At 39.5% G+C, this 26,689-nt stretch carries 19 protein-coding genes, 1 pseudogene and 1 other annotated feature; of the genes and pseudogenes, 4 read left to right on the top strand and 16 right to left on the bottom strand.

Annotated elements, in window-relative coordinates; translation table 11 throughout:
* Positions 1 to 181: 181 nt before the first annotated feature.
* Together IW492_RS06515 and IW492_RS06510 are read right to left on the bottom strand one after the other, a co-directional pair.
* Entirely contained in the window at positions 182 to 1,948 is a 1,767-nt protein-coding gene (locus IW492_RS06515; protein WP_202066776.1) for an ABC transporter ATP-binding protein, read from the bottom strand.
* Positions 1,945 to 3,675: an ABC transporter ATP-binding protein gene (locus IW492_RS06510; RefSeq protein WP_202066775.1), complete on the bottom strand. Its 1,731-nt coding sequence runs from the start codon at positions 3,673 to 3,675 to the stop codon at positions 1,945 to 1,947. Before IW492_RS06510 ends, IW492_RS06515 begins: the two co-directional genes overlap by 4 nt.
* 537 nt (positions 3,676 to 4,212) lie before the next feature.
* On the opposite strand from IW492_RS06510, the gene IW492_RS06505 reads away from it, so the two are divergent.
* Both IW492_RS06505 and rnjA read left to right on the top strand, forming a co-directional pair.
* Positions 4,213 to 4,425, top strand: a complete 213-nt coding sequence (locus IW492_RS06505) for a DNA-directed RNA polymerase subunit epsilon (RefSeq protein WP_202066774.1) — start codon at positions 4,213 to 4,215, stop codon at positions 4,423 to 4,425.
* 3 nt (positions 4,426 to 4,428) lie between these two features.
* Entirely contained in the window at positions 4,429 to 6,105 is a 1,677-nt protein-coding gene (gene rnjA / locus IW492_RS06500; RefSeq protein WP_202066773.1) for a ribonuclease J1, read from the top strand.
* A gap of 413 nt (positions 6,106 to 6,518) precedes the next feature.
* Here the strand turns inward: rnjA and IW492_RS06495 are convergent, their stop codons facing one another.
* The 4 genes from IW492_RS06495 to IW492_RS06480 form a co-directional block, all read right to left on the bottom strand.
* Complete coding sequence (locus IW492_RS06495) at positions 6,519 to 6,719, bottom strand: cold-shock protein (RefSeq protein ID WP_202066772.1); 201 nt, start codon at positions 6,717 to 6,719, stop codon at positions 6,519 to 6,521.
* 147 nt (positions 6,720 to 6,866) lie between these two features.
* A complete protein-coding gene (gene radC, locus IW492_RS06490) occupies positions 6,867 to 7,568 on the bottom strand; it encodes a RadC family protein (RefSeq protein WP_202066771.1) in 702 nt (233 codons plus the stop codon).
* A 52-nt stretch (positions 7,569 to 7,620) separates the two neighbouring features.
* A complete protein-coding gene (locus IW492_RS06485) occupies positions 7,621 to 8,283 on the bottom strand; it encodes an HAD family hydrolase (RefSeq protein ID WP_202066770.1) in 663 nt (220 codons plus the stop codon).
* Positions 8,270 to 9,592 carry a bifunctional folylpolyglutamate synthase/dihydrofolate synthase gene (locus IW492_RS06480; protein ID WP_202066769.1) on the bottom strand — a complete coding sequence of 441 codons (1,323 nt, stop codon included), beginning with the start codon at positions 9,590 to 9,592 and terminating at the stop codon, positions 8,270 to 8,272. The genes IW492_RS06485 and IW492_RS06480 overlap by 14 nt, the downstream gene beginning before the upstream one ends.
* 463 nt (positions 9,593 to 10,055) lie before the next feature.
* Here IW492_RS06480 and IW492_RS06475 point away from each other — a divergent pair, with 463 nt between their 5' ends.
* On the top strand, positions 10,056 to 12,617 hold the full coding sequence (locus IW492_RS06475; RefSeq protein WP_202066768.1) for a YfhO family protein: 2,562 nt from the start codon (positions 10,056 to 10,058) through the stop codon (positions 12,615 to 12,617).
* Here the strand turns inward: IW492_RS06475 and IW492_RS06470 are convergent.
* The 7 genes and pseudogenes from IW492_RS06470 to ezrA all read right to left on the bottom strand — a co-directional run.
* A pseudogene (locus IW492_RS06470) lies at positions 12,586 to 12,882 on the bottom strand (transposase); the annotation flags it as partial. The gene IW492_RS06475 and the pseudogene IW492_RS06470 sit on opposite strands and share 32 nt — an antisense overlap.
* 208 nt (positions 12,883 to 13,090) lie before the next feature.
* On the bottom strand, positions 13,091 to 15,736 hold the full coding sequence (locus IW492_RS06465; RefSeq protein WP_202066767.1) for a valine--tRNA ligase: 2,646 nt from the start codon (positions 15,734 to 15,736) through the stop codon (positions 13,091 to 13,093).
* Positions 15,737 to 15,822: 86 nt separating this feature from the next.
* Positions 15,823 to 16,047, bottom strand: a binding site (T-box leader).
* A gap of 75 nt (positions 16,048 to 16,122) precedes the next feature.
* The gene (gene tpx, locus IW492_RS06460) at positions 16,123 to 16,614 is read right to left on the bottom strand and encodes a thiol peroxidase (RefSeq protein ID WP_202066766.1); all 492 of its coding nucleotides are present in this window, start codon (positions 16,612 to 16,614) and stop codon (positions 16,123 to 16,125) included.
* Between the two features lie 73 nt (positions 16,615 to 16,687).
* Positions 16,688 to 17,332: a redox-sensing transcriptional repressor Rex gene (locus IW492_RS06455; RefSeq protein ID WP_202066765.1), complete on the bottom strand. Its 645-nt coding sequence runs from the start codon at positions 17,330 to 17,332 to the stop codon at positions 16,688 to 16,690.
* A 314-nt stretch (positions 17,333 to 17,646) separates the two neighbouring features.
* Complete coding sequence (gene thiI, locus IW492_RS06450) at positions 17,647 to 18,861, bottom strand: tRNA uracil 4-sulfurtransferase ThiI (protein ID WP_202066764.1); 1,215 nt, start codon at positions 18,859 to 18,861, stop codon at positions 17,647 to 17,649.
* 642 nt (positions 18,862 to 19,503) lie between these two features.
* On the bottom strand, positions 19,504 to 20,652 hold the full coding sequence (locus IW492_RS06445) for a cysteine desulfurase family protein (RefSeq protein WP_202066763.1): 1,149 nt from the start codon (positions 20,650 to 20,652) through the stop codon (positions 19,504 to 19,506).
* A 163-nt stretch (positions 20,653 to 20,815) separates the two neighbouring features.
* On the bottom strand, positions 20,816 to 22,537 hold the full coding sequence (gene ezrA, locus IW492_RS06440) for a septation ring formation regulator EzrA (RefSeq protein WP_202066762.1): 1,722 nt from the start codon (positions 22,535 to 22,537) through the stop codon (positions 20,816 to 20,818).
* A gap of 495 nt (positions 22,538 to 23,032) precedes the next feature.
* Here ezrA and IW492_RS06435 point away from each other — a divergent pair, with 495 nt between their 5' ends.
* On the top strand, positions 23,033 to 24,382 hold the full coding sequence (locus IW492_RS06435; RefSeq protein ID WP_202066761.1) for an aspartate kinase: 1,350 nt from the start codon (positions 23,033 to 23,035) through the stop codon (positions 24,380 to 24,382).
* 93 nt (positions 24,383 to 24,475) lie between these two features.
* On the opposite strand, the gene IW492_RS06430 is transcribed toward IW492_RS06435, so the two are convergent.
* Genes IW492_RS06430 through IW492_RS06420 form a run of 3 tightly spaced genes read right to left on the bottom strand, consistent with a single transcriptional unit; the run spans position 24,476 to position 26,680 of the window.
* Positions 24,476 to 24,991, bottom strand: a complete 516-nt coding sequence (locus IW492_RS06430; RefSeq protein WP_202066760.1) for an HAD family hydrolase — start codon at positions 24,989 to 24,991, stop codon at positions 24,476 to 24,478.
* Positions 24,978 to 25,838 (bottom strand): Cof-type HAD-IIB family hydrolase, encoded by an 861-nt coding sequence (locus IW492_RS06425; RefSeq protein WP_202066759.1) that lies wholly within the window; start codon positions 25,836 to 25,838, stop codon positions 24,978 to 24,980. Before IW492_RS06425 ends, IW492_RS06430 begins: the two co-directional genes overlap by 14 nt.
* A gap of 8 nt (positions 25,839 to 25,846) precedes the next feature.
* A complete protein-coding gene (locus tag IW492_RS06420; RefSeq protein WP_202066758.1) occupies positions 25,847 to 26,680 on the bottom strand; it encodes a DUF72 domain-containing protein in 834 nt (277 codons plus the stop codon).
* Positions 26,681 to 26,689 lie beyond the last annotated feature (9 nt).

The following is a 26,689-nucleotide window of genomic DNA, read 5'->3' as shown; positions in this document are numbered from 1 at the left end:
TTGCCAAAGAGAGCTAGCTAATGAAGCTAGACAATGTTGGGTTTACTTTCTCAATAACTTTTGATACTGCTGATTTTACAACTACAAAAAAATTATACTGCTCTTTAACTGCAAAAAAAGATTCCCGTCAGCTGACTATTTTCAACTGCCGAAGAATCTCATACTTTAACATTTTTATTTATTAATCATAGTCCCCGTCTTCAGCAAACTGGCTGTTATAGAGCTTTTCATAAAAGCCGCCCTTCTCCAGCAGTTCATAGTGGGTTCCTTTTTCAATGATTTCTCCTTGATTCATCACCAGAATCAGGTCTGCTTCACGAATAGTAGACAGCCTGTGTGCAATGACAAAGCTGGTTCGTCCCTGCATAACCTTATCCATTGCTTTTTGGATCAGCGCCTCCAGACGAGTATCCACAGAACTGGTTGCTTCATCCAAAATCAATACCTTTGGATCTGAAATCACTGCCCGAGCAATAGTCAACAGCTGCTTTTGTCCCAGTGAAATATTGTCTCCTTCGGCATTAATCTCCATTTCATAGCCATCCGGCATTGTACGGATAAAATGATCAACATTCGCTGTTTCTGCTGCATCAACAACTTCATAGTCTGTTGCATCCAGCTTTCCAAAGCGTATATTGTCTGCAATCGTTCCTTCATACAACCATGCATCCTGCAGTACCATCCCAAAAACTGAACGGACATCACTGCGGTTCATGGCTTTAGTATCAATCCCATCAAGCTTGATTGCCCCTCCATTTACATCATAAAAACGCATCAAAAGATTAATCAGCGTTGTTTTACCCGCACCTGTAGGACCTACAATCGCTACGGTCTGTCCTGCTTTTACTTCAAAATTCAGATCTCTTATCAAAGGCTTTGCAGGATCATAACTGAAGCTGACATTTTCAAACGTCACGTTTCCTTTAACCGGCTCTGGAAGAGCTGTATCATGATCGTTAAGTTCTTCCTCTGATTCATCCAGAATCTCAAAGACACGTCCTGTCGCTGCCGAAGCACTCTGTAAAGCAGCAGAAAGCTGAGTAATATTCCCCATTGGCTGACTAATCTGCCAAATATACTGAATCATCGCCTGCAGCTGTCCTACAGCAATAACTCCCAAAATAACATCTCTGCTTCCCATCACAGCGATAACAATATATGTCGCATATGCTGTCAACTGAACGAGCGGCATCATTAAACCAGAAATAAACGTCGCTTTAAAGCCGTAGTTTTGCAGATTTTCATTGACTTTTTTAAATCCATCCAAGGTCTGTTTTTCTCGTCCATACAATTTTAAAATACTGAATCCAGTCATATTTTCCTGAACATAACCATTTAAATCGCCCAGCGCATTTTGCATTCCCTGAAAGTATTTCTGTGAGATTCCAACGATTGTTCTTGAAATAAAAATAGATAATGGAATCATAATTATGGAGATTAATGCCAGTCGAATATTAATGTAAAACATCATTGATACTGCCATGATGATTCCCAAAACTGCTGATACGATATTGATAAAGCTCTGCTGAAGTGCATTACTGACCGCATCCACATCATTAGTCACCCGTGAAAGAATGTTTCCCTGCTGGTTTTTGTCAAAATAAGAAACTGGCAGACGATTGATTTTTTCATCAATATCTCTGCGTAAATCTCTCATCGAATGCTGAACTACTGCTGCCATCAAAAATCCTGAAAAAAACTGGGTAATACAGTAGCCGATACCAACAATTAAAATCCAAATCAGACACTGAAAGACATAAGGAAAGTTTACTCCCTCTCCCTCAGAAAGATTTCTCGCTATTTCTGTTATAGGCAGTCCTGAAACATACGGCATTGCCGCATTCAGTGCTACTGTCAGAATAGTAAAGACAATGACCAGAATAAATGTTGCTTTATATGGTCCAATATATCTCCCTAAGCGTTTGATGGAAGAAAGCCCTTTTTTCATGCTAATTCCTCCTCTGACAATTGAGAAGCCGCAATATCATAATAAATCGGGCACGTCTCAAGTAATTCTTTGTGCGTTCCCATTCCCACAATGTTTCCTTCGTTCAATACTATAATCTTGTCTGCGTGCATAATCGTTCCTACTCGCTGTGCAACAATCAGAACAGTAGAATGAGTCGTTTCTTTTTTCAGCCGGGCGCGAAGCTTTGCATCCGTCTGATAATCCAACGCTGAGAAGCTGTCATCAAAGATATAGATTTCCGGATCTCGAATCACTGCCCTGGCAATAGACAGCCGCTGCTTCTGACCACCTGAGAAGTTTGCGCCTCCTTCTGAAAGGAGTTCATCATAGCCCAACTGCTTCTGAGAAATAAAATCAGCCGCCTGAGCAATGTCTGCCGCACGCTCCATTTCTTCCATAGAAGCATCTTCTTTACCATATCGAAGATTTTCAGCAATGGTTCCTGTAAACAGCAGTGCTTTTTGCGGAATATAACCGATTTTTTCACGTAATGCACTGAGTTTGTAATCACGTACATCTACACCATCTATGAGTACCTGTCCTTCTGAAATATCATAAAAACGCGGAATCAGCTGAATTAGTGTTGATTTCCCGCTCCCCGTACTTCCAATAAAAGCAACTGTTTCTCCCGGTGAAGCAGTGAAACTGACATTGCGAATTACCGGACTTTGAGAGTGTCCGGGATAGGCAAATGTCACATCCTTAAATTCGATGCAGCCCTTCTTATCTGCTTCTACAATTCCCTGTTCGTTTTCCTTAATGTCAGGCGACATGTCGAATGCTTCCTGAATCCGTCGAGCAGAAACTGCAGCCCGCGGATACATCATAAACATGCTTGCAAACAGCATGAAAGAAAACAGTGCGTGGAATATGTATTCAATAAAAGCAATTAAATCCCCTATAGCCAAACTTCCTGTATCAATCTGCAGAGCTCCCTCCCAGATAATCAGAACCATCACGATATTAAACAGGAAAAAGAACCCCGGCTGAGCAGCTGCCATCAAACGAAACAGACTTTTGGAGCTGTTCGTGTACTCCTCATTGACCTTTTTAAAACGCGACTCCTCAAATTTCTCATTAACAAACGCTCGAATTACCCGTAAACCGGAAAGATTTTCTCTTAAAATACTGTTAATGCCGTCCAGATTTTTCTGCTGCTTATTCGACAACGGTTCAGAAACCTTCGCAATCAAAACCACTGCAACCAGCAAGACCGGCAACGCTCCCAGAACAAAAACCCCTAAAGAAGGACTGGTCCTGACAACCATAATCAGACTTACCGCAAACATCATCGGTGTCATAAAACCGATTCTCAACACGTTCCCCATAAACAGCATGATTTGATACGCATCATTGGTTGTACGTGTAATCAATGAAGAAACACCCAGTGTTTCATATTCATGATGAGAGAATGTCTGCACTTTTTCAAACAAATCATTACGAATATCCTGAACAATATTTGTCGTTATTCTGGCACCAAAATAACCCAGCATGATGTTCAGCGTCACGCCCACAATCGTGATGACCACCATTATAATTCCCTGATGCTTGACATAATCAAAGTCATTTTTCAGAATTCCCCGATCGATCATGCGTGCCAAAATTGTCGGCAGCCCCAATTCAATCAGTATAAACCCAAATACACAAATGAAATCCGCAAACAGCAATTTCTTATATCTCATTGTGTAATGCCACATCAATTTCAAGTAATCATCTCCCCCTCCAAATTTTAGTTCAGTTCTTCTACTATAGCATAAAAGGAACAACACGGTAAATCGTCCACACAAAGAAATTTAAACTCTTGCCATAAAAAGAACAACCTGCTCATGATCAAGCGGCTGTTTCGATAAAAGAGAGAAACATTTTTGCTGGTTTTCCTCATTTTTTTCGTTCAGTTCCTTTTGGTATTTTCTTATTGTTTCTTACATAAAATCCCGTTAGTCCCCCATTTTTTTAGCGGTCTATTTCTTAAATTACTGCCAAATATTCGGAGTACTTTCTATACTTCTGACTGGTTCTGTGATAAAATATCAATAATTGTTGTTCACACAACACACTGAACGGTTGAATTTCTTTTGCACATAATAAAATGAAGTGACTGCTAGACTTCATTCATCATAAACTCCATGTTTTTGATGGTTAAATATTTGTCAGGGTGGAGCCCCACCTCATTTTGTTGTGTAGACATTTCACACAGAAATCAATAAATAAACTTGCACAGGCAAGTACAGAGGAGAATAATTATGATATACAAAGTTTATTATCAAGAAACAAAAATAAGAAATCCTAAAAGAGAGGATACAAAATCAATTTATGTTGAAGGGGACAATGATGTTGTTGTCCGCCAGCTAGTTGAAGATAATACGCCTTACAACATCGAATATGTCCAGCTGCTTGAAGGAAATCATCTAGCTTATGAACAAGAACACGCCGAATTTAAATTAACGGAGTTTTAAGCTATGAAAGTAAATATTAAAAATAACGAAACCGGTGTCTTCGGTATTGGCGGACTTGGAGAAATCGGAAAAAATACTTATGGCGTACAATTTCAGGATGAAATCATTTTGATTGATGCCGGAATTAAATTCCCGGAAGATGATCTGTTGGGAATCGACTATGTTATTCCCGACTATAGTTATATCATCCAAAACCTGTCAAAGGTTAAAGCACTGGTCATCACTCATGGACACGAAGACCATATTGGCGGAGTTCCTTACTTGTTGAAGCAGGCAAATATCCCAGTCTATGCAGGTCCTTTAGCTTTAGCTCTAATTACCAGCAAACTGGACGAGCACGGTTTATTGAGAGATGCTGATCTTCATGAGATCCATGAAGATACAGTAATTCGCTTCAGAAAAACATCTGTGAGCTTTTTTAGAACAACGCATAGTATTCCGGATGCATTAGGTGTTGTTGTCAAAACACCTTCTGGAAATATCGTTGCGACCGGCGACTTTAAGTTCGATTTTACTCCTGTTGGAGAACCTGCAAATCTGCATCGTATGGCAAAGATTGGTGAAGAAGGTGTTCTGTGTCTGCTTTCTGACAGTACAAACGCTGAAATTCCAACCTTTACTAAATCAGAAAAAACCATTGGTTCGTCGATTCAAAAGATTTTTGAAAAAATTGAAGGCAGAATTATATTTGCCAGTTTTGCTTCAAATATTTTCCGGCTTCAACAAGCTGCTGATGCAGCTGTCCGGACCGGCAGAAAAATTGCTGTTTTTGGGCGCAGTATGGAAAATGCTATTGCTAATGGTGAACGTCTAGGCTATATCAATGTCCCTAGAGGAACGTTTGTAGATGCTTCTCAGCTGAATCAGCTGCCGGCAAATGAAACGATGATCTTATGCACAGGTTCTCAAGGAGAACCGATGGCGGCATTAAGCCGTATTGCAAATGGAACTCATAGACAGATTTCCATTCAGCCCGGAGATACAGTGGTCTTTTCAAGCTCTCCTATTCCAGGAAATACTACTAGCGTTAACCGTTTGATTAATCTGCTTTCCGAAGCAGGTGCTGAAGTAATTCACGGAAAAATAAACAATATCCATACTTCCGGACATGGAGGACAGGAAGAACAAAAACTGATGCTTCGTTTAATGAAGCCGAAATTCTTTGTACCTGTTCACGGTGAATTTAGAATGCTGAAAATTCACGCTTCTTTAGCTGAAGATGTAGGTATACCTGAAGAAAATTGTTTTATTATGGAAAACGGCGATGTACTTGCACTAACTGCTGATCAGGGCCGCATGGCAGGTCACTTCAATGCAAGTGATGTGTATGTAGATGGCAACGGCGTCGGAGATATCGGCAACATTGTTCTGAGGGATCGGCGAATTCTTTCAGAAGAAGGACTGGTACTTGCAGTTGCAACGGTCAACGTTAAGAAAAAAGAGATTCAGGCTGGTCCTGATATCCTGTCCCGCGGCTTTGTTTACATGAGAGAGTCCGGCGATTTGATTAACGAAGGACAGCGTCTTCTGTTCCATGCAATGCGGGATGCCTTAAAAGATGACAATTGTACAGAGGCAAAATTATGCGATGCGATCACTGCAACTTTACAACCTTATTTATTTGAAAAAACAGAGCGCCATCCAATGATTTTACCAATGATCATGATGGTTGAAAATTAACTGGTACTTTGCAAATAACAGTACAATCCCCGAAACTGCGAAAACTTGAAAAAGTTTAACAGGTTTCGGGGATTTTTATTTTGAAGCTGAGCCGTTCAAACCCAGTTGATCCTTGTGTGAGCCTGTTCTTACTAATCTGAAGCTAACTGTAGCTTTTCTGCTTTTAATTGATACATCAATAACCAGTCCAGTATGATCCTGCATTTTCTAACTCCTATAAAACACTAAAGTGATTCATTATCTCTGTATTTTTCCAGCAAGTTCTTTTGAGTTCGGAGACAATCAAAGTCTTTTTCAATTTAAGAATTAAAACTCCTCCCCCTCTGATCATTTCTATTTTTAATCCTGAAAATTTCTGTTAAGAATTCAAAAAAACACCCGATTCAAAAGAACCAGGTGTTTCGAATGGTCAATTATTGTTTTTCAACGTTTACTGCTTGAGGGCCGCGATCTGAATCTTCCACATCAAAAGTTACTGCTTGACCTTCTTCTAATGTTTTGAATCCGTCTCCTTGAATTGCTGAAAAATGTACGAATACGTCGCTGCCATCTTCGCGAGAGATAAATCCAAATCCTTTTTCTGCGTTAAACCATTTTACTGTTCCTTGTTCCATTAACCGTTCCTCCTCGTGCTTAAGCACTGAAATAATTGTAACTTTGCCCGTCTACGATAGAGGATTTTATCTAATAAAAACTCCTATACTGTCCCAAACAAGATTACAAGTACATTTTACACGCGCCCCTATATTTTTGCAAGAAATCTAATTATCTCCCTTCAAAAAATTTTCCTCCCGCATGCTGATATATTCATCATGTCCAATGATAATGTGATCCAGTATCTCAATTCCCATCATTTCTCCACATTCCTCCATCCTTTGAGTAAAATGAATATCGCTTTGTGAAGGGGTTGGATTTCCACTCGGATGATTGTGTGCAAGTACGATACGGGCAGCTGAATACTTAACCGCCCCTTTAAAAACTTCTCTGGGATGTGCAATACTCTGATTTAGTGATCCCTTGAAAACCGTCTCCTGCCGCAGGACTTCATTTTTTGTATTCAGGTACAGACAGACTAAATGCTCTTGTTGAAAATCTCTCAGCTCATAAATTAGATTTTGAGCGATCTGATAGCTGGAGGATATTTTCCCATATTTCATCTGATTGCTTTGCTGCAAACGATAACCAAATTCAACAGCCGCACGCAGTTCAATTGCTTTGACTTTTCCAATTCCCTTAATTGACATCATTTCGTGCAGCGTTGCATTTTTTAATTCATTTAAATGCCGAAAATGATTCAATATTGTAGAAGACAGCTCCATCACATTTTGTTCTCTCGAACCCGTTCTTAATAAAATCGCCAGCAGCTCCTGGTTGGAAAGAGCCTTTTCACCAAAAGCCTCCAACCGCTCTCTGGGCAAACAATCTTCCGGCATCTCATGAATGAACAGCCTTTTTTCTTCCATAAAAACAGCTCCTTTACGTGGTCTCATAAAGATACGCAAAAGAGCTCTTCATTTATTTGTTTTTCAAATAATTGGGTACATCCAGCAGACTGTCAAAGATTTGCAGCGCCTTCCCTTTCAAATCTTCATCTGGCTGAAGCAGGTCCGGAATCATAATCACCGGAATTCCAGCAGCATACGCAGCGTTCACTCCATGAGAAGAATCTTCCAGCACCAGTGTCTTTTCCGGATGCGTTCCCAGAAAGCTGACAGCTTTTTGAAAAATTTCCGGATCTGGCTTGGCTCTGCTGACATCTTCAGCTGAGACAATTCGATGAAACCGGTCACGAATTCCGGCATTCTCCAACAGTAATTCAATGGCAGGACGAACATTGCTTGAAGCAACCAGCTTGGGGATATTGCTTTCTTCAAGAAAATCCAGCAATTCAAATACCCCCTCTTTCAGCTGTACCTGTCCGGATTCAAACATGCTGATCGTATCCGCATAAGAACGGCGAATGAATTCATCAACTGTTTCCCGTCCAAAGTCCTGATAAATACGATGATAATTTTCCCAAACCTCTTCATCGGAAACCCCTAAAAATTGAAGATACAATTCCTTCGTGTAGGGAAAGCCCATTTCATCTGCAACCTTCTGTGAAGAGTCATAATAAATCATCTCCGTATCGAACAGCAAGCCGTCCATGTCAAAAATAACTCCATCAAATTTGTTCATTACTTCCTCCTATTGTCAATAATAATTCACGTACCTGTGAAACAAAATACAGAGAGCCCGTCACCAGCAGCATATCTTCATTAGTCATTTTTTCCAATATTTCCCCCATGCCAAACTGCCAAAGAGAAACAATATCTGTTTTATCATCTGTATATTTCTCAAACTTATCCAAATTCATGGCCTTAGGATATTCGAATGTGGTCAAATATAAATGAGTGTTGGGCACATTCTTCAACACCTTAATCATTTGATCGGTATTCTTTGTTGACAATGCTGAAAACAAAATATGAATGGAACGACCTTTAAATTCCGTTTTCAGATTCTCTACCAGACGCTTCATCGCATGATCATTATGGGCACCGTCCAATACAATCAACGGTTCATCACTGATTTTTTCCATTCGAGCCGGCCATTTTGCGTACAGCAAGCCCTGTCGAACGGTCTTTGCTTGAAAAGGCTGCCCGGTAAGCTGACAATAAATAGAGAACAATTCAATTGCTACACCCGCATTTTCCGTTTGATGCTGACCAAGTAACGGCGTCTTGAGCTTTTGAATCTTACCATGTTCTCCAATAAAGCTAAAGACTTCACCCCAGTCTTTATCAGAATGTACATATTCGATTGAATATTCCTGATTAAAACGGTAAATGGGGGTCTGCTTTTCTTTTGCTTGTTTTTCAATAACATTCAATGCTGCTGCTTCAATATTTCCAGTTACAACAGGAATATTATTTTTTATAATTCCGGCTTTTTGAAAAGCAATTTCTTCAAGCGTTTCACCCAGAATCTCTGTATGATCCATCCCAATCGTAGTAATACCTGTTAAAATCGGCTCAACAACATTGGTACTATCCAGTAAACCGCCCAGTCCAACTTCTATAATTGCAACATCTACTTTCTGATCAAGAAAATAATCGAAAGCCATCGCAGTTAATGTTTCAAACTCGGTAATCCCGCTTATTTCATCTTGTTTATCCATTTCCTCAACTAGCGGCTGATATTTTTCAACATAATGAATCAGCTGTTCATCTGGAATCCCTTCGCCGTCAATGGCAATTCGTTCATTAAAAGCTTCAATGTAAGGAGACGTAAATGTCCCTACGGTAATTCCGGCTTCCTGCAGCAGACAACGCAGATAAGTCACTGTAGATCCCTTTCCATTTGTCCCGGCAATATGAATTGTCGGAACCTTTCTATGCGGATTATTCACTCGCTCCAAAAGAGCCTCCACCCGTTCCAGTCCAGGACGTGAGCCAAAGGGTAGACGACTGTGTATCCATTCAATTGCTTCTTCACTATTTATTGACATTTTTGTCACCTCACACCTTCTATTATAGCGAAAGCCTAGTTCGATTTCACTAATAAAGGCAATTTCTTGAAACAAATCAGTAAAATTACAGGGTTTACGTTATAACCCTCCTCCTACCTATTCATAACTAAAGAAATTCTTAAATTCTATAAAAAATATAGGCTCTTTCAGCAAATTTAGTTATTAAAAATCAGAATATGATAAAATAGCAATTGTCGGAACATGTCAATCTATTCCGGCTTATTGAAAAAAAGAAATTTTTCTTTTTTCTTTCAGAGTAAGAGTGCAGCTGAGGATGAAAGCCCTCATAATTTTTTGGAGAATCATTCAATATCATGCTAAACTGAAATACTGTGTTATCAGGATCTATCCGTGAACTCTCGCTCTAAATAAGTTAGACTTATCCTGCTGAACAATTATTCCTGTTGATAGGAAAATTTTTTTGCTTTGAGGTGATACAAAAATGAAAATAAAAGAAAATAGTTTGTTGATCGGAAGCTTCTTCGTCCCATTTACAATACTGATTGTTCTCTGGATTATTTTGGGTATTGTCCCATTCGGAAACAACAATCTTCTGGCAAGTGATTTAGGCAGTCAATATCTGCCGTTTCTGAGCAATTTTAAATCATTCGTTGAAGAAGGCAATTTGACCTTCTATTCTTTTTCCAACGGAATTGGCGATACTATCTTCCCGTTAAGCTCTTATTATTTATTAAGTCCATTTAATTTACTGACCTTATTCTTTCCGCATGAGCAGCTGCCGGTTGCGATTGTCTGGATCATTACGTTGAAAATTTCATGTATCGGTATGAGTATGTTCTACTACTTGAAAAAGACATATATTGAAGTTTCTCCTTTTACGTGGATTTTCTCAACAGCATTTAGTCTTTGCGGTTTTACAGCCGCCTACAGCATTAACTTCATGTGGCTGGATATTTTGATTTTATTTCCGCTTCTCGCATTAGGCCTACAGAAGCTCTGGCAGGAAAAAAGAGTGACTCTTTATGTCACCATTCTTTTTCTGTCGATTTTCACTAATTACTATATGGGATACATGACCTGTATCTTTGCAGTCGGCTACAGTATTTATCTGTATCTTAAATTGAGTGCCGCACCTTCTATTCTTGGTTTTATAAAAGAAGGAAAAATCTTTTTCATCTCTTCTTTCCTGTCAGGAATTTCAACAAGTTTTATTCTCCTTCCTGCACTGGAAGGGATGATGCAGACGAAAAAGACAGATTTCAATCTGCTGACCTTTCTGCCTTATCCTAAGTTTGGTCTTTCTTTCTTTTCACAATTCGGGATAGGCTCTGTTGATTTTAATTTAAGACTGGAACATCTTCCAACAGTATTTTCAGGAATTTTAATCGTCCTATTATTCCTTACCTACTTTTTACTTCCTTCCATTCCGAAGAAAGAAAAAAAATTGTCGCTCTTTCTCATTTTATTTTTATTTCTCAGCTTTTGGATTGAGCTTATTAATACAGTCTGGCATATGTTTCAAAGTCCGGCAGGGTTCCCTTATCGAAATACATTCATTTTCAGTTTTATTGTGATCAAATTTGCTTATGAAGCATTCCTTCGTTTACAGACAGATGAAAAGCTGCCATTGAGTGCTCCGCTGATTTACACAATCTGTCTCATGGGCGGCTACAGTGCACTTTTCCTATTTAACAAGAATTTTATTTTTTCCTATAGTTATTCAGTTATTTCATTGGTCCTGATCTGGCTTTATTATGTACTGCTTAATCACAGACAAAAGGCTGAAAAAGGAACAGCTTTATGGAAAATCTTCGGAATACTGTTAACTGTATCAATTTTTATGGAGCTGGGGCTAAACTATTGGATATCGGTAAAAGAAATTCCTTTTGGCAATCAGCAAGCCTTTGAGCAAAACTATAAAAAACAAGCTGCTATTTTAGCAGCACTGAAAAAGAAAGACTTTGAACGCTTCAAGCAAACTATTATCTCTGATGAAGCAGGATATACTGAAAAAACCAATGGCTATAATGACTCCATTCTTTACGGCTATGCAGGTGTATCCAGCTATACGTCCACTTTGCACTCTGACACTCAGGATATGCTGAACGATTTGGGGTTATATCAGAAAAACGATCGCAGAATTGCCTATGTGGATGACTCGCAGGTAGTGAACTTTTTACTTAACGTTTCCTATCAGATTACTCCTTTTGAAAATACATTCAGAGAAGCTGTTTCAATTGACGGTCAGACTGTTGGCTATAAAAATCCTGAAGCTGTCGGCATGGGCTTCCTAGTTTCTGAAGAGTTCGCAAATGTTCAGTTAATGGAAGATGAACCGATCATAAATCAGGAAAATCTTCTTCAAGCACTTAAACCGGAAGCAGAAAATTACTTTAAACCTGTTCAGAAAACGAATGAAACCATTTCGCCAGATGAAAAAACAGTACTGTTGGAAATAATAACAGCAGCTTCCGGTGAACTCTATTTTTACCTTCCAAATGTTTCATGGTCCTCTACTGAAAGCTTTTCTGTCAACGGCAAGAAGATTGAGCCTAATGTCTATATCAAAACAAATCAATTGTTTAACTTAGGCTACTATACTAAAGGTGATAAAGTTACACTTACTCTCAAAAGTCGTAAGAAGATAAATCTTGAAGACATGGAGCTTGTCAGTCTAGACCAGCGAGCTTTCGATGCAGTGATTGCTTCAAAACGAAATAAAGCCATTGACTTGCGTTGGACAAAAATGGGTGAGCTCTTTGGGAATATTTCCGTTAAAAACGAGGATCAGCTGCTCTACCTTTCTGTTCCACATGATAAAAACTGGCTGATTAAATCGAATGGCAAGGCTGTGGAACAGATACCAGCCGCCGGCAATCTAATGGCAATCCCTCTAAAAGAAGGGACACATTCCATCGCAATGGTTTATCGTTCGATGAGCTATTACTATGGCTTGATCATTACTTTTGCAACAATTTTCAGTTTCCTGTTCTTCCGTTACTGGCTCTATATCAAGAAAAAAAGAGAACTGAATAAGTGTTAAAAAAACAGGGACTGTGACAATAGTCCGTCCTCAAAAAGAAAACACGCTCGATTTTGGCAATAATCATCAAAATCGAGCGTGTTCTTTCTTTTTTACGTGTCTTCCTCTCCATATATTTTCCCAATTTCCTCAAATTTAGTGCCATTAGTGCCAAGCCAATGTCAATCTTCGCCCCTTGTTTCCCTCGTAAGTGGAAACGATGGAATGCCAATTGAGCCTTTAGATGACCAAATACAGGTTCGACATCGATTTTTCGTTTCCTATGTTTCTGGAATATATTGTTCTATATCTAATGGTAAAGTTGTTTGATTAATGGTATAATTTTTAAACATAAGGCACACTCCTTTTTGGTTGAGTTTAGTCACTTTAATCTTATAAGGTCGTGTGCTTTTTGTATACCTTAAAATCAAAAAAAGTGGGGCAATAATCAGATTTTTTTCTGACTATTGTCCCACACTCCTGTTTTTTGTCTTTTATTGAATTGTTTTTAACTGCTCAATTCTTTCACGAACTGTTTTTTGTTTTTCCAGATAATCCTTTTCTTTTTCTTTTTCTGCCTGAACCACATCTTCAGGCGCATTACCAACAAATCGTTCATTGGACAGCTTACCCTGGACCCGTGTTACTTCCTGATTCCATTTCCCCAGTTCCTTCTCAAGGCGAGCAACCTCTTCTTCAATATTAATCAGTCCGGCTAGCGGCAGATAGATTTCCACACCAGTAAGAATAGCCGACATCGCCAGCTCTGGAGCAGTAATCTCACTGCTGATTGTCAATTCTTCAGGATTACAGAATCGCTCAATATAGTTTTTATTTTCAATTAGGAATCGATCTGCAGATTCATCAGCTGTCTTTATCAGCAATGTGATTGGTTTGGATAAAGGAGTATTCACCTCTGCACGAATATTTCGAACGGAACGAATCACTTCTTTCAAAACTTCCATTCCTTGAGCTGCCTTATTATCAGATAGCTCTTCATGCACAGTGGGATACTCAGCAACAACCAACGATACACCAATATGCGGAATTTTTTCCCAAATTTCTTCAGTTACAAACGGCATGATCGGGTGAAGCAAACGCAAAATATTATCCAGTGTATAGACAAGTATACTCTTTGTGGTCTGCTTTGCTGCTTCATTTTCACCATACAGAATTTCTTTGCTCATTTCAATATACCAGTCACAAAAATCATCCCAAATGAAATTATAAAGCAAACGACCGGCTTCCCCAAATTCAAAACGATCAAACAAATCGGTTACCCGAGCGATTGTCTCATTCAAACGAGTCAGAATCCAACGATCAGCAACTGTTTTTTCTCCGTTGAAATCAATGTCTTCAACCGTCATTCCTTCGATATTCATAATTACGAAGCGGCTGGCATTCCAAATTTTATTGATGAAATTCCAGGCAGCATCCATTTTTTCATAACTAAAGCGAACATCCTGACCAGGAGCTGAGCCGTTGGACAGGAACCAGCGTAAGGCATCTGTCCCGTACTTTTCAATAATATCCATCGGATCAATTCCGTTGCCAAGAGACTTACTCATCTTCCGCCCCTCTTCATCACGAATCAAGCCGTGAATCAGCGCATGCTGGAATGGACGTTCACCGGTAAACTCCAGACTTTGGAAAATCATTCGGCTTACCCAGAAGAAAATAATATCGTAGGCTGTTACCAGCGTACTGGTTGGGAAGTAACGCTGGTAATCCAAGCTCTCCGTATCCGGCCAACCCATTGTTGAAAACGGCCACAACGCTGAACTGAACCATGTATCCAATACATCTGCATCCTGTGTCCAGTTTTCACTGTCGGCAGGTGCGTCCATCCCCACATACATTTCTCCGGTTTCATTGTGATACCACGCCGGAATCTGATGGCCCCACCACAGCTGACGAGAGATTACCCAGTCATGAACATTTTCCATCCAGCGGGTAAACGTATTGTTAAAACGTTCAGGATAAAATTCAACAGCATTTTCAGTCTGCTGATTTTTAATCGCCTGATCTGCGAGCGGCTGCATTTTGACAAACCATTGCGTAGACAATCGCGGCTCTACAACCACACCAGTACGTTCCGAATGACCAACGCTATGCGTCATATTTTCAATTTTAATCAAACGATCCATTTCTTTTAAATCAGAAATAATCATTTTGCGTGCTTCAAAGCGGTCCATTCCTGCATATTTCCCCGCCAGTTCATTCATTGTTCCATCATCATTCATGACATTTACTCTAGGGAGATCATGACGATTCCCAACTTCAAAGTCATTTGGGTCATGAGCAGGAGTAATTTTTACCACACCTGTACCAAATTCCATATCTACATACTCATCAGCAATAATCGGAATTTCTTTATTCACTAGCGGCAGTGTGACCGTTTTTCCGATTAGAGCCTGATAGCGCTTATCTTCTGGATGAACTGCAACAGCCGTATCACCCAGCATGGTTTCCGGACGTGTTGTCGCAATTTCCACAACACCAGTTCCATCTGTCAGCGGATAGCTCATATGATAGAACGCACCTTGAATGTCTTTGTGTATCACTTCAATGTCGGACAGTGCTGTTCTTGCTTTCGGGTCCCAGTTGATGATATATTCTCCACGATAAATCAAGTTTTTCTCATAAAGCTTTACAAAAACAGTTCGAACCGCTTCTGACAATCCCTCATCCAATGTAAAACGTTCACGGCTATAGTCCAGTGATAAGCCCATTTTTGCCCATTGTTCACGTATATGAGAAGCATACTCTTCTTTCCATTCCCACACCTGCTCCACGAATTTTTCACGTCCTAGATCATAGCGGGAAATCCCTTGCTCTGCAAGCTTTTCTTCTACTTTTGCCTGCGTTGCAATTCCGGCATGATCCATTCCCGGAACCCAAACAGTATCATATCCCTGCATCCGCTTTTGGCGAATAATAATATCCTGCAATGCTGTATCCCACGCATGACCTAAATGCAGCTTTCCGGTAACATTTGGTGGAGGAATCACGATAGAATAAGGCTTCGCCTCTTTATTTCCATTTGGCTTGAACAAATCCTGATCCAGCCATTTTTGATAGCGTCCTTGTTCTATTTCTGTAGGCTGATATTTCGTAGGTAAATTATTTTCTTCCGACATTTGTATCTCCTTCTTTCTCTTCCTTTTAACGAATAAATCGATATTTCTGACAGGTAAAACAAAAAAGTCCTGAAACAGCGTTACTGTTTCAGGACGTATATGCTACGCGGTACCACCCAAATTGTATCTGAACTCTGTCAGACACCTCTTATTTGAGTGAGATAACGTTCACTACCCGAATAATTCTACTAAAATCGTTCAAATTATTGACTCACAAGCTACCTTCCTGCCAAATTCGTAAAGATCTTGCACCAACTGATCTTCTCTCTGAAATCCCTGCTGACAGTACTCCTCTTGTTCATCGTCTCAAGTAAATTTCTATTTTACCCAAACCTGTTTAATTCATGCTCTGGATTTATTTTACATGGTCTAAGCAGGAAAGTCAATCAGCTCAAGGCTTTGGCTTGCTCCAATGCTTCAGCATAATTCGGTTCTTCTGAAATCTCCCGGCTGATCTTTTCATAGGCTAGAGTTCCTTCTTTATCCACGACAAAAATTGCACGTGCAAGTCGACCCATTTCAGGAATAAACAAGCCGTAAGCTTCGCCAAAACTATTTTCAGTATCACGAAGCATTTCCATATCCACACCTTCTGCTGCACACCAATTGCTTTGTTCCTCTTTGGTATTGTTTGAAATCGTCAGAAACACCACACCTTCAGAAGTTCCGGCTTCCTGATTAAACCGCTTGGTTTGAATAGAACAGATTCTGGTATCAATATCAGGGACTACGCTGATCAAAACCGTTTTTCCTTCAAGCGCCGAAAGAGTGATTGCCTTATCCTCCAGATTTTTCAACGTAAAATCTGGCGCTTTTTCTCCAACTTTCGGCTGTACTCCAACAAGCTCAACTTCATTCCCTTTTCTCGTTACAATCATTTCAATTTCCTCCTAATAGCTAGTCTCTGCTTTAAAGTATAGAGGAACAACAGGAGGAACTCAAAATTACTGCTTATTTTGAGAATGCTGTATCAAAATAAATCAAAGTCTGCAGTTCAGTTGTCAGGTCAATATACTGGACATTTACATGTTTTGGTACATTTACACGGTCCGGTGCAAAATTCAGTATTGCAGTTATTCCGGCATCCACAATTTCATTAATTGCTGTCTGAGCATATTTGCTCGGAACAGTCGATATTGCAACAGTAATTCCCTGCTCTTCAATCGCATTTCTTAACTGGTCCATCGATTGAACACAGATGTCGTTTACCTTCTCTCCGACAATTTCATCATTTACATCAAAAGCACAAATAATATTCAAATTTTCATTTCGGCGAAAATTATTCTTAATCAAGGCTTTGCCAAGATTTCCACAACCAATCAGTGCAATACGTTTTTCTTCTGTTGTATTCAAAATTTCACTGAATACTTGAATCAGATAAGGCACATCATAACCATAGCCGCTTCTGCCAAGCTCACCCAGATGGGAAAAATCTCGGCGAATTGTTGCAGGCGGAATATGCACGATCTCACTAAATTCTCTTGATTTTATCCGAATGACACCTGAGTCATCCAGCATTTTTAAATATCGCAAATATAACGGTAAGCGTTTCGCTGTTGCTTTTGGTATTTTTTTTTCGTTCGACATTATTTCCATAATACTTCTCCTTGTTAACTTCTTCACATTCTAGTGTAACATCCATTAAGAAACTCAGCAACATCTTTGTGAAAAAAAGTAATTTTTTTTATAAAATCCAGTTTTTTCTTAACCTCTTCCTCATCCTATCATCAACCAATTCCCATTTACTTACAACAGTGGCTAAAATCCAGAAGATAGTTTCACAATAAGACGCGATTAGCTGGCGTGAAAAATAAAAAACAGTAAAAATCCGCAACTGATTTTTACTGTTTTTAAATACTATTTCTAAAATAAATGGCTGAACTACTTAGTCGTCTCTCTTGATTTATTTTTTACAGCAAATCAGAAAAATCGTCTTGCTCCTGCCGGTCCCTGCTGTCTGCTGTTATTTCACTAACTTTCAAGTTTGCAAGAGATCGCTCCATCAATCCAGTCACATCCAGACGTGCTTCATATGCCTGTGCTTTTTCAAGTTTAGGTCTGGTCTTAGGCTGTGGTGGAGCAAAAATTGTACAGCAATCTTCAAAAGGCTGAATGGCCAATTCAAATGTATCAATTTTTTCTGCCAGTTCAATAATTTCCGTTTTATCCATCGAAACTACCGGACGTATAATCGGCGTATTGGTCACATCGTTGATAGCCACCATGCTTTGCAACGTTTGTGAAGCTACCTGACCAAGTGACTCACCATTAATAATGACCAAACCATTCCGCATATCTCTTATGGCATCTGTCATGCGCAGCATCAATCTTCGCGTCACCGTCATCAGATATCCTTCTGGAACTACTCGCTTGATTTCTTCCTGTATTTCCGTGAAAGGAACTTCAATAAACTGAACATTTCCTGAATAGGGAGCGAGCTTTGCGGCTAAATCCTTAGCTTTTTGCAGAGCCTGCTCACTTGTGTATGGGGGGCTGGCGAAATGAACTGCTTCGATTTCCACTCCGCGCTTCATCGATAAATAGCCAGCAACAGGCGAATCAATACCGCCGGAGAGCATCAACATTCCTCTTCCACTTGTTCCTACAGGAAGCCCGCCAGCACCACGGATTGTTTCATAGGAAAAATACGCTCCTTCTCTGCGAATTTCCACACGAATATTAATATCCGGCTGCTTCATCTGTACTTGAATATCGGGGAACACCTCGAAAGCTGCACCGCCCAGTTCTCTGTTCAACTCATTGGAATCCAGTTCAAAGCTGTGGTCTGAACGCTTTGAAGTAATTTTAAAGGTTTGTCCCGGTTGATAAACTTCTTTGATAATTTCCTTTACCATTTCTTTTAGCGCAGGTACAGATTTTTCAACACGAATACTCGGCGAAAATGTCTGAATCCCAAAAACCTTTTCCAGCTTCGGAAGAATCAGACTGCTGTCTTCCCCATTTAACAACAGATGCATGCGATCTCTGTCCGCATGAATTTTCACTTCTGGAAAATCAGCCAGCACTCTTTTTACGTTCTGTGCAAGCTGCATGATAAATGATTTTCTATTTTTGCCTTTTGTCGAAAGTTCGCCGTACCTAACCATAATTTCTGAATAATTCACTTTTTTAAATTCCTTTCTTTAAACCATTACGTCCATTCCTGTAAAAAAGTATGTGCTAGTATCCCCTATCATAACGACTGATTGTTTTCACTGCATAGTAACTGAATAACCGGATACAGGATCATGATAATTTTCAGAAACAAAATCCCGTTCCACTATAACATAGGAGCAGGATTTTTCAAACGCTTATTTATACAGCTAGTTGAATCAACAAAAAATAAGGCAGGCATCTCAAACCAAAATGTGACTGAAAACTATAAGAGATAGCTGTATGCATACTGAAAAGGAACTTGCTTCTAAGCTTCTTTGAATGCTCGGCGCATAACTGAGAAGCACAAAAAAACTTCCCCCTACGCTTCTTCGAACGCTCGAATCATACAAAGACTGGAACACCGTTTATTCGGTTTTAGGGATCTCAGACATACTTTTGTCACAGTCCCCAAGGCTTTTCTAAATAGACATGTTTATATCGAAATCAAATAATACGAGATTCATAGATAAAAGGAGTTGTCACTTATTTAAGAGTATCTAATGAGACGGTATGCGTACTAAGAATGTAGCAACATTGTTCCTTTAAAAAGAGTTAGACCCTCTCTATTTTTTCGTAAACATTCATCATCAGAGTCTTCAGACATATCTTACTTATCCGTTAATTTTTGAAAACTTTTTATGCAGCTGATTGAAGATGACCATAAATTGTTCTGCCTCAGCCATTGTATTGCTTTCATCCAAGCTGATTCGTACAGCTGATGTTGCTTCTGCATCTGGAATATTCATTGCATGAAGTGTACTCCCGACCATTTTTTTACGACTAGAGCATGCACTTGTTGTGGAAATGTAAATTTGTTTTTCTTCCAATGCATGAACCAGCACCTCTCCCCGAATCCCTTTTAATGCAAAGCATAAAATGTGAGGAGCAAAATCCGAACTCTTTTCAGTAAAGAAACGAACATTGGAATACATTGCAAGTCCATCAATCAACGCATTACGAATTTGTTCAACTCGGTCTTTTCCTTCTTTATTTTTATCTAAATACAGCCGAAGTGCTTTTGAAGCTGCAACAATCCCTGCTATATTTTCCGTACCGCTCCGCTGATTATCTTCCTGACCGCCGCCTGTTAATAAAGGTGCCAGCTTCTTCCCTTTTTTCCAGTAAATAAAGCCCACTCCCTTAGGTCCATGAAATTTATGTGCTGAAAAAACAGCAAAATCCACTCTTGGTGTCAGCCATTCTAAGGTTGGGATCTTCCCCACAGCCTGAACTGCATCTACATGGAAATGAATCGTCGGATATTTTTCCAAAAGCGCACTGACTGCTTTAATAGGTTGTACACTGCCGATTTCATTATTGACCGCCATAATCGAAACTAAAATTGTATCTTTTCGAATTAGCTGTTCAAGTTTATCTATTTGAATAACCCCGCATTTATCTACTGGAATGACTGAAACTTCAAATCCGAGTTTTTCAAGCTGTCTGGCTGTTTCTGAAACAGCCGGATGCTCAATACTTGATATAATCAGATGCTTTCCAAAAGCCTGCTTTTCTACAGCTGTTCCTTTTAAAATCCAATTATCTCCCTCAGTTCCGCCACTGGTAAAAAATATCTCCGAATAGTCAACTGACAGTAGTTCAGCTACCTGTTTTCTTGCCTGCTCAAGTAATCGATGAGCCTGACTTCCAAGGTCATGCAGACTGGAAGGATTTCCAATGATCCGCTGACTGGTCTTCAGGTAAGTATCTAATACTTGAGGATAAATCTGTGTTGTTGCACTATTATCAAAATAAATCATTTATCTCTGCCCTTCTAAAAAAAGTCTTTTTAAATTATAGTCCTTTTAAATCTCAACTTCAATTATTCCTTTTCAGAACTGAATCATCTACGTTTCGTTATCATTTACCAAAGTTTACATGATAAGAAAAAGCAGGACATATTTATCTGTCCTGCTTCCTGCATTAAACTGCATCTAAATTTTTGAAGTAAATATCTTCGATCCGTCTGAATGCGCCCGGCTCTACTCTTTCAAGTGCTGTACCAATAATATCCAGTGCATCTTGATAGCGATAGTCTTTGGAGAATAAGTCTAAGGTGCGCTCCATTGCTTCGTTGACTGCTTCATTCGTATGACGGTAACGATTTGCATATTGCATCATCTGCTCAGTTAAAGCAGCAGAGTTCACAAGATCGTTCGTCTTTTTATCAAGCATTTCCAAATCTTCATTACATAAATCTGCAAGCTTATTAATTTCATCAATATTGATACGAATACGATTCAATGCTTTGCTCAGCTCTTCGATTCGGTCTGTCGCTACAAAGAAGAATTCAAGGTAATCAGTTGGCAGACCCGGCAGACGTTTCTTTTCAACGAAACGTTTCAGGTTGCGCAGACGAAACTCAAACTGATCCACTTTCTTCTGTGCCTCTTTCTCGCCTTTACGAAGATCTTTCAGAGACATATCGATTTCCATTTGCTGATTTTCAATATCAGCTAGAACACGGTAGCAGTCTTTAAAGAATACTTGGACTTCAGAATAAGGAACTGTGTGCTCTGCCATCTTTGGTTCATAGTCTTCATAACGACGAATCAGTTCTTCGATTTCCGACTGGAATCCTCTTGAACGTCCCAGCTCATTGTGATTCAGTGTATAGCTTTGAGAAGTATGATCCAATTCAATCATCAGCTGGCGGTTATTACGCAATACGTGAGCAATATAGTCGCCTATTGTTTTTTGATTATTTACAACATATTTCTTCGCATTAATCTCTTTTTCCATAACTTCATACAACGCATCAATAGCTGCTTCAGTATCTCTGTTTGCCACTTCAACAGCAGCAACTTCTGCTTTCTCCAGATCCACTGTAGAGTTCTTCACACGCTTCTTCACACGGTTCAATTCTTCTTCGAAATTTTGTTCCGGGAAAACGAAATGATCATCCGTCAGACGTTTGTACCCTTCTTCGATTTCCTTGATCTGATCCGGGAATGTCCGGTTAAGTTCGTCATGTAAAGGAGGAATACGTTTCATCACATCGTCTAGTTCATACGTATGGCGTTCTGCACTTTCAAGTACTTCCCTGGCTTCTACAGGATCTCCTGAAGTATTCAATGTAACGAACTGTGTAAATTCAATCTCAATATTCTTAACCTGCTTCTGTAATTCTGAATAAGCAGAGCCAAATCCTTCTTTTTCTTCTTGCAGCAGTGTACTGATTTCTTCATAGATATCCAGAGCTTTCTGCACTTCCAAAGAATTGCGCTCTTCACTGTCGCGAAGTTCTCCGAGTCCTCTGCGAATTTCTTCAACTTCTGACTCCATTTCATCCATTGTTTTTTCAGCTTCAGCCACTGCGCGTTTTGCCTTAATATAACGGAAAGAATCATTTAATTCTTCAACTTCAAAAATTTGACTTTCCAGTTCAGCAAAAGAACGGGTAGAAATATCTGCCCAACGCTGATTCCATTCACGGAAAGTATTTTGACTTTGACCTACCATGTGCATTTTTTTTATTTCATCCACTTCTTCAATCACAGGAAGGTCAAAAAGATCTTCTTTTCTGCTTTCGAGAGCTTTCAGCTTCGCCTGATTTTTCCTTCGCATAAAGTGTCCAACCAGATATATGATAGCTGCAACGATGATTATCACTAACACCACGATAATAATCAAATTGTTTTTCATTAATGTTTCCTCCGTTTACTCAACATTTACTTAGCATTCTATATTTAGGGATAGGGAGTTCTCTCAGTATATTGCCTAGAAGCATTACTTGAAAGACTGAAATTAATTTTAATCATTCTCGTAAAAAACAACTATAGAAAATTATATCACAAAGCATTCCTTCAAGCACTAGTTTAATGAGGAATTAATAAAATATTTTTCTTTTTCTCAACAGGTATCCGACACTGCCAAATTATGCATAGACTTTTCATCAAGAATAAAATGTCACTTCTTTCAGTGTATCAAAGATTTAAACAAAAATGAAGAGAATTATTTACAGCTTTCGGAAAAAGAACTAAAAGTTCTATTTTCTGTTGCTTTTCAGTGGAAATTTAGGTATTCTTTTACTACTTAAGATTATAAAAAGATGAGAATTAAAGGTGCGATTATCACTGTTTTTTTATCGGATTCCAGATCAAAGTAATCGTATTTCTAAAAGAATAGGGAGCTGAAAAGGTGAAAGTAATTAAATTTGGCGGAAGCTCACTGGCTTCTGCAGAACAATTGCAAAAGGTATTACAAATTGTAAAAGAGGACCCTTCCCGAAAATTCGTTGTTGTCTCTGCTCCTGGAAAGCGTTCAGACAACGATACTAAAGTGACGGATCTTTTAATCAGTTATCATTCGAAGTATCTGAAAAATGAAGGAACAGAAGAGATCATTGAGCAGATTATTTCACGTTACGAATTAATTATGGACGAGCTGGGGATGAATAAGAATATTCTGACAGATATTCGCCAGTCTATTGAAAAACTGACCACACTTCCTAAAGAAAACAATCCTCATTTATTTGATGCCTTTTTGGCAAGAGGAGAAAATAATAACGCACGGCTGGTTGCAGCATTCTTCCAGGATAACGGGCTGCAGGCTGTTTATAAAAATCCGCGTGATATAGGAATTATTGTTACAGACGAACCTGGTAATGCCCGTATTCTGCCATCTTCCTACGAAAAAATCAGTCAGTTCAGAGAAACAGATGAGATATTGGTTATTCCTGGATTTTTCGGTTACACAGAGGCCGGAGAAATCTGTACCTTCTCCAGAGGCGGATCAGATATCACTGGTTCTATTGTGGCTGCAGGTGTTCAAGCTGATTTATACGAAAACTTTACTGATGTTGACGGAATCTTTGTTGCTCATCCGGGAATTGTAAGCAATCCGAAAACAATTAAGGAACTGACCTACAGAGAAATGAGGGAGCTGGCTTATGCAGGCTTTGCCGTTTTCCATGACGAAGCGCTGATGCCGGCTTATAAAGCAAATATTCCGGTAGTTATCAAGAATACCAACAACCCATCCCATCCGGGAACACTAATCACAACGACGCGGGCAGCTGATCATGAGCCGGTAGTTGGAATTGCAAGTGATCAAGATTTTGCAAATATCTATATCAGTAAATACCTGATGAACAGAGAGCTTGGCTTTGGTCGTAAAGTTTTGGAAATTTTGGAGAATCTGGGTCTTAGTTATGAGCATATGCCTTCTGGAATTGATGATATTTCCATTATTTTACGTGAGCGTCAGCTAACTCCAACAATTGAAAAACAGCTGATCAGCAAACTGGAGGAAGTGTTAAAGCCGGATGAACTGCGTATTACTCATGGTCTTTCAATGATTATGATTGTAGGTGAAGGGATGCGCCAGCGCATCGGGGTTACTGCCGACAGTACCATGGCATTGGCTAAAAATGAGATCAATCTGGAAATGATAAACCAGGGCTCTTCAGAAGTCAGTATCATGTTCGGTATTCGTAAAGAACAGGAAAATCAAGCCATCCGGGCACTTTATGATATGTTTTTTAATTAAAAAAGATGCGGTCCTGTGAGTTAACTTACTTACAGCCGCACCTTTTATTTATAAGAGAGCTCAGAGCGAAAATTTTTCTCTCCCGGGCTCTTTTTATCTGCTTTCCTTTTTCTGCCGCTCCAGCTCCGCTTTAATTTTGAGTTCAGGAGCATACTTCTCTTCCCAGTCATCCGGCTTCAGCACTTTATGAGTGACCTCATGATAACGAGGTTTGCCATCTTCAAACAATTTTCCCATATTTGCTTCATGAACAATGGTAAATAATTCAGTAGGATCAACACCCAGCAAAGAAAATGAGCCATAGGTGAAATAGAGAAGGTCTATTAAAGCATCTACCTGATCAACTAAAACCTCCTCAATCTGTTTACCTTTTTCAAGTATTTTCTTTTCAGCAGTGTCAACATCTGTTTTCAGCTGTTCAACCAACCGATGAAACTCTTCCATATCATTGTTTGCTGAGGAGTATAAAAATTCCACCAGCTCTTCTGCTTTAAAACCAGCTCTGGCTGATGCCGTTTTCGCTGTGAAAGCCTGAGGTGCTGAAGGTCTCCGATTATCAAATATCCGGTGAAATTCTTCAGTCTTATCAAATGGGTTATCTATTTTCATACACTGCCTCCTCAATAATCTTATAATGAACCATCGCCTGATAAATTCCGTGATCCTCATTGGTTGCAGTAACAAAATCTGCCGACGCTTTTACTCCATCCGGGGCATTTCCCATCGCCACACCAATTCCAGTTCCTTCAAGCATTTCCACATCATTCCAGTTGTCTCCGAAGGTCATCACTTCATTCAATGAAAATCCAAAGGTTTCAATACATTTCATAATTCCCCGAAGCTTCGAGCCACCCTGCGGAATAATATCCACCACATAAGGATTCGAACGTGTGATGGTACAGTCAGGAAGCTGTCTGTTTAAATCTTCCATTTCTTCTGCAGAACTGAGAAGAACACACTGATAGATTTCTTCATTTAAAATGTTCAGTTCGTGATACCTGCATTCTTCCTTCACTGAGCGATATTTAATCAGCAGATTCTGAGCAGCAGCAACTGGGAACCATTTAGGTATAAAGCGCACAAGTTTTCTCGCTTTGCTGTTCTGTCCAAACCTCATCAGTGAGCTGCCCTCCATCTTCAGCCGTCCGCCAAACATCAACTGCCGATTTCCTGTATCAGCAAAATCAACAATCTGTTCAAGTACCTCTTTGGAGAAAGTGCGTTCATATAGAGTCTCATCTTTTGTATAGACCAGCTGACCATTGTAGGTTACAAAAACGTCAAAATTCAGCGCATCAATCTGTTCACTCAAATGAATCGGGCTTCGCCCTGTTGCAACACCACAAAGAATCCCCTGACTTTGAGCCTGGGAGATCGCTTTTCTGGTGGAATCCAGAGCTTTCGCACGTCTGTCAACCAATGTTCCATCAATATCAAAGAAAATTATTTTAATCATACATCACCTTAAAACAAATCCATCTGCTTCGGATTCAGTTCTTCATATTTCAGATTAAGTACCTTTTTCATTTCAAGTGCATTTCCGGCTGCATCTCCGCCCGAATTATTATTGAAAATAACCCCTGTCTCTTTGACTTCCAAAGACATTTTTCTAACCGCTTCACTCAGACTGGCAATCTCAGCTGAATTATACCGATAAAGTGTCCGCTTTTTTCGCCACTCTTTATCATTGGCCAGCCAACCGGCAGCATTTCTTCCATGGAACCGAAAGAGTATAAATGCTTGGTTTGTCGCAAACGGAAAAAAGGGCACTGGATTTATCGGTATCTGGGGCTCATCAACAACAACCAAAGAAAATTTTCGCTCTTTCATAAAAGCAAGAGTGGACTTAATATAATCAGCCTGATACCAGCTTCCATTTCTTAGTTCAACAGCGACCGGCAAACCATTAAACCACTTTTCGATTTTTTCGAGATATCGGACATTTTCCTTTGTACATCCAAAACTGGCTGAAAACTGAACTAAAAACGCAAACAATTTTCCGCTGTCAATAATTGGCTGCATACTGTGAAGAAAGGACTGAATCATTTCCTCTTCATTTTTGTAATAGGTTTCCCAATCTCCCTGACAGCTGATACCGCTGTATGCTTTAACAACAAATTTAAAATTTGCCGGAACAGATTCCACCCATCTTTTTACAGATTCCTGCTTTGGAATGCCATAGTACGCAGTATCCATTTCAACTAGTGGTAAATGCCCGGCGTACTCATAAAGTGTAGAGCGTTTTTTCCCCGTCAGTCTTTCATGTTCACTAAAAGATGTTAGTCCCAATCGTATCATTTTTTCCTC

Source organism: Enterococcus sp. BWB1-3, assembly GCF_016745275.1.
In the GTDB taxonomy this organism is placed as follows: Bacteria; Bacillota; Bacilli; order Lactobacillales; family Enterococcaceae; genus Enterococcus_L.
Note: the sequence above shows the minus strand (reverse complement) of the source record. Positions and strands in the feature narration are given on the sequence as shown.